Annotated in this window: 3 protein-coding genes and 1 pseudogene; 1 reads left to right on the forward strand and 3 read right to left on the reverse strand. The window is 64.1% G+C overall.

Annotated features, from left to right (window positions below; translation table 11 throughout):
- The first annotated feature begins 429 nt into the window (after window positions 1-429).
- Window positions 430-1,227, forward strand: coding sequence for an SDR family NAD(P)-dependent oxidoreductase (locus tag WCB02_RS28615; protein WP_423963111.1), 798 nt, complete (start codon window positions 430-432; stop codon window positions 1,225-1,227).
- Window positions 1,228-1,263: 36 nt separating this feature from the next.
- Here WCB02_RS28615 and WCB02_RS28620 read toward each other — a convergent pair whose 3' ends face one another.
- The 3 genes and pseudogenes from WCB02_RS28620 to WCB02_RS28630 all read right to left on the reverse strand — a co-directional run.
- Window positions 1,264-1,950, reverse strand: a complete 687-nt coding sequence (locus tag WCB02_RS28620; protein WP_423963112.1) for an AprI/Inh family metalloprotease inhibitor — start codon at window positions 1,948-1,950, stop codon at window positions 1,264-1,266.
- 11 nt (window positions 1,951-1,961) lie between these two features.
- Window positions 1,962-2,945, reverse strand: a complete 984-nt coding sequence (locus WCB02_RS28625; RefSeq protein WP_423963113.1) for a 2-hydroxyacid dehydrogenase — start codon at window positions 2,943-2,945, stop codon at window positions 1,962-1,964.
- Window positions 2,945-3,212, reverse strand: a pseudogene (locus WCB02_RS28630) (ABC transporter permease); the annotation flags it as partial. The pseudogene WCB02_RS28630 and the gene WCB02_RS28625, both read right to left, overlap by 1 nt.

A 3,212-nucleotide genomic window follows, 5' to 3' on the forward strand; every position in this document is an offset into this window, starting at 1 on the left:
CCACGATGGCGCGCCGCGTCGGATCGGCGAGCGCTGCGAACAGATCGTCAAGCTGCGGTGTGCGCGCGGCCATTGCCGGATCTCTCGGTATTTAATTATCTTGTTAATTAACATTTGTGTTTATTTATGTCAACGGGAGTCACACGACCCAAATCCACAACAACTCCGTTCATGACAAGCCGCTGCTCGGCGCCGTCAGACCACGTCCCAGCGGCGCACGGCGCCGGCCGTATCGAGCGGATGCCGGCGTCCGTAGCGAAACGATTGAAGCGACAGCGAGGCTTAACTGGCGCGCATCGTGCCTAAATCGCAATGCACTGAAACCGGAATTCCGTTACGGTCCGATCAATTGATTGGCGGGCCGAACATGGAAACCGGTAGAATGGCCGAAAATCGCTTCCCGGTTTGATCCCATCCGGAGCCGTCATCATGCCACGCTCGCCTCGCCCCCTGGCTCTCGTCACCGGCGCCTCCAGCGGCATTGGCGCCAGCCTGGCCCGCGAGTTGGCGCGCGACGGTCACGATTTGATCCTGAGCGCCCGGCGCGTCGCGCCGATGCAGGCCCTGGCTGGAGAGCTGAAGGCCAGTGGCGCGAGCTCGACCATCATCCGCGCCGATCTGAGCCAGCCCGGCGCCGCGGCGGCGCTGGTACAGGAGATCGCCGCGAAAGGCCTCGTGGTCGACGTGCTGATCAACGCCGCCGGCCTCGGCGCCAATGGCCGATTCGACGCCACCGACCCGGTCCGGGTCAGCGAGATGCTGCAGGTCAACGTGCTGGCGCTGACCGAACTGACGCGGCTGCTGCTGCCGGGCATGATAGGCCGTCGCAAGGGCCAGATCATGCTGCTGGCCTCGACCGCGGCGTTCCAGCCGGGGCCGCAGATGGCGGTCTATTGCGCGAGCAAGGCCTACGTCCTCAGTTTCGGCGAGGCGATCGCCTATGAGCTGAAGGGCAGCGGCGTCAGCGTGACGACCTTGTGCCCGGGCGCTACCGAGACGGAATTCGCAGCGGTCGCCAGGCTGGAAAATTCCGCGCTGTTCAAGGGCGGCATGGTGCCGGTCATGAGCGCGGACGAGGTGGCGCGGATCGGCTACCAGGCCTTGAAGTCGCGCCGGCCGGTCGCCATCACCGGGCTTCGCAACACGATCATGGCGGTCTCCAGCAAGCTGTCGCCGACGCCGCTGACCTTGCGCATCGCCAACTGGATGATGACGGCCGGCAAGTGAGGCATCAAGGACGTGTCATGGGAGCTGCGGCGCGCGCTACTGCCGCAGCAGGATCAGCGGATCGGCGCTATCAGGAACCAGCCGCCACTGCGCGTTGTCGTCGGCCTCGAACCGCCAGGTCTCGCCATTGTCCGACATCAGCATGATCTGGCCGTGCTCGAGCCGCCACTGCGTCGGCGCGAAACTGGCCACCGCCGAATCGCATTTCGGTTTCAGGAACACCTGGAAATTATCGTTGCCGGCGTCGTTGTTGGTCAGGGTCAGGCCGCAAATCGTGGTGCCGTTGCCGCGCACCATCGCCCAGTCGCCGATCATCTGGTCCATCGACTTGGCCAGCGAGCGCGCGGCGGCCAGATTCTGCAGGATATAGACACCCTCGCCGGTGCGCACGCCCTCGAAGATTCCGGTTTCGACTTCGGTGAAGTCGATCACCGCGCCCGCCGCGGCATCCTGCAGCCGGACGATGTCGAGCCCCTTGACGTTCCAACTGGCGATGTCCTTGGTGAAGGGCAGCGCCGCCGCGCAACCGGGCTCGAGCTCGAGCTCGAAGCCCTGCGGGATGGTGTCCGGCTTCAAGGTGACGACGCAGGTCTTGCTGCGGTCGGCGGTCGAGAGCTCCCACTGCCCGACAGCGAGCATGTCCTTCTTCAACGCCGCAGCGTCCTGCGCAGCGGGTGAACCGGGAAATGCCGGAACCAGCAGCGCCGCCAGCGCGAGAAGCATGCAGAATCGCATCAATGGGCCTTCGCAGGGGTCTCCACCACCGGAGTCAGCGGCGGCTTGCCGGCAAACCAGGCCTTCAGATTGTCGACCACCAGTTGGTCCATGGCGTTGCGGGTGACCACCGATGCAGACCCAATATGTGGCAGCAATACGACGTTCTGCATGCTCTTCAGTTGGTCCGGCACGTTCGGTTCCTTCTCGAACACGTCGAGCCCGGCGGCCAGAATTGTCGCCGAGCTCAAGGCCGCGATCAGCGCCTGTTCGTCCACCACCGAGCCGCGTGCGACATTGATGATCACGCCACGCGGCCCGAGCGCCTTCATGACCTCGGCATTGATCATTTTGGCGGTCGACGCACCGCCAGGAACGATGACGATGAGCGTATCGACCGCCTTCGCCATCTCCGTCAGATCGGGATAATGCTGATAGGATACGCCGGGCGCGGCATTGCGGGTGTGATAGACCACGGGCACCAGGGAGGCATCGAGCCGGCGCGCGATCGCCTGCCCGATCCGGCCCATGCCGACCATGCCGACCTTGCGGTCGCGCAGCGAACCGGCGCTCAAGGGAAACTGCTGGGTGGTCCAGAGGCCGGAGCGCAAAAAGCGGTCGGCCTTGACGAATTCGCGCAACGTCGCGATCAGAAGCCCCATCGCGATATCGGCGACCTCCTCGGTCAGCACGTCGGGCGTGTTGGTCACCATGATGTCGTGGTCGCGGGCATAGGCCGCATCGACATGGTCGTAGCCGACGCCGAAAGTGGAAACGATTTCGAGCTTCGGAAACCGCGCCAGCGTCCTGGCGTCGCCGCGCACGGTATTATAGGTGATCGCCATGCCGCGGATGTTTGCGGCGACATCCGGTGTCAGGCGTTCCAGATCATGGGTGCTCTCGACATGATGCAGCACGAACTGATCGGAAAATCCGTTGTTGACGATCGGCTTGCTCGGGCCATGGATCAGGAGATCGATTTTTTCGGAGGAGTTGGCCGCCATCAGTTGTCCTTTCCAAGCGCGCTTTCATGCCAGCGCCGTAGTGCGAGATGCGAAATTAGCGCCAGCAGCCCGTAGATGACAATCCCGGCCAGCGAGAGCAGAAACAGCGCCGCAAACATCCGGGGAATATTCAGCCGATAGCCGGATTCCGCGATCCGGTAGGCCAACCCGGAGCCCGCGCCCGCGGTCCCAGCCGCGATCTCCGCCACCACCGCGCCGATCAGCGACAGGCCGCCGGCGATCCGCAGGCCGCCCAGAATATAAGGC

This window comes from Bradyrhizobium sp., from assembly GCF_049581145.1.
In the GTDB taxonomy this organism is placed as follows: Bacteria; Pseudomonadota; Alphaproteobacteria; order Rhizobiales; family Xanthobacteraceae; genus Bradyrhizobium.

Coding starts and splice junctions, on each gene's coding strand:
- WCB02_RS28620 (WP_423963112.1), bottom strand. CDS start 1,950: ATGCTTCTCGCGCTGGCGGCGCTGCTGGTTCCGGCATTTCCCGGTTCA.
- WCB02_RS28625 (WP_423963113.1), bottom strand. CDS start 2,945: ATGGCGGCCAACTCCTCCGAAAAAATCGATCTCCTGATCCATGGCCCG.
- WCB02_RS28615 (WP_423963111.1), top strand. CDS start 430: ATGCCACGCTCGCCTCGCCCCCTGGCTCTCGTCACCGGCGCCTCCAGC.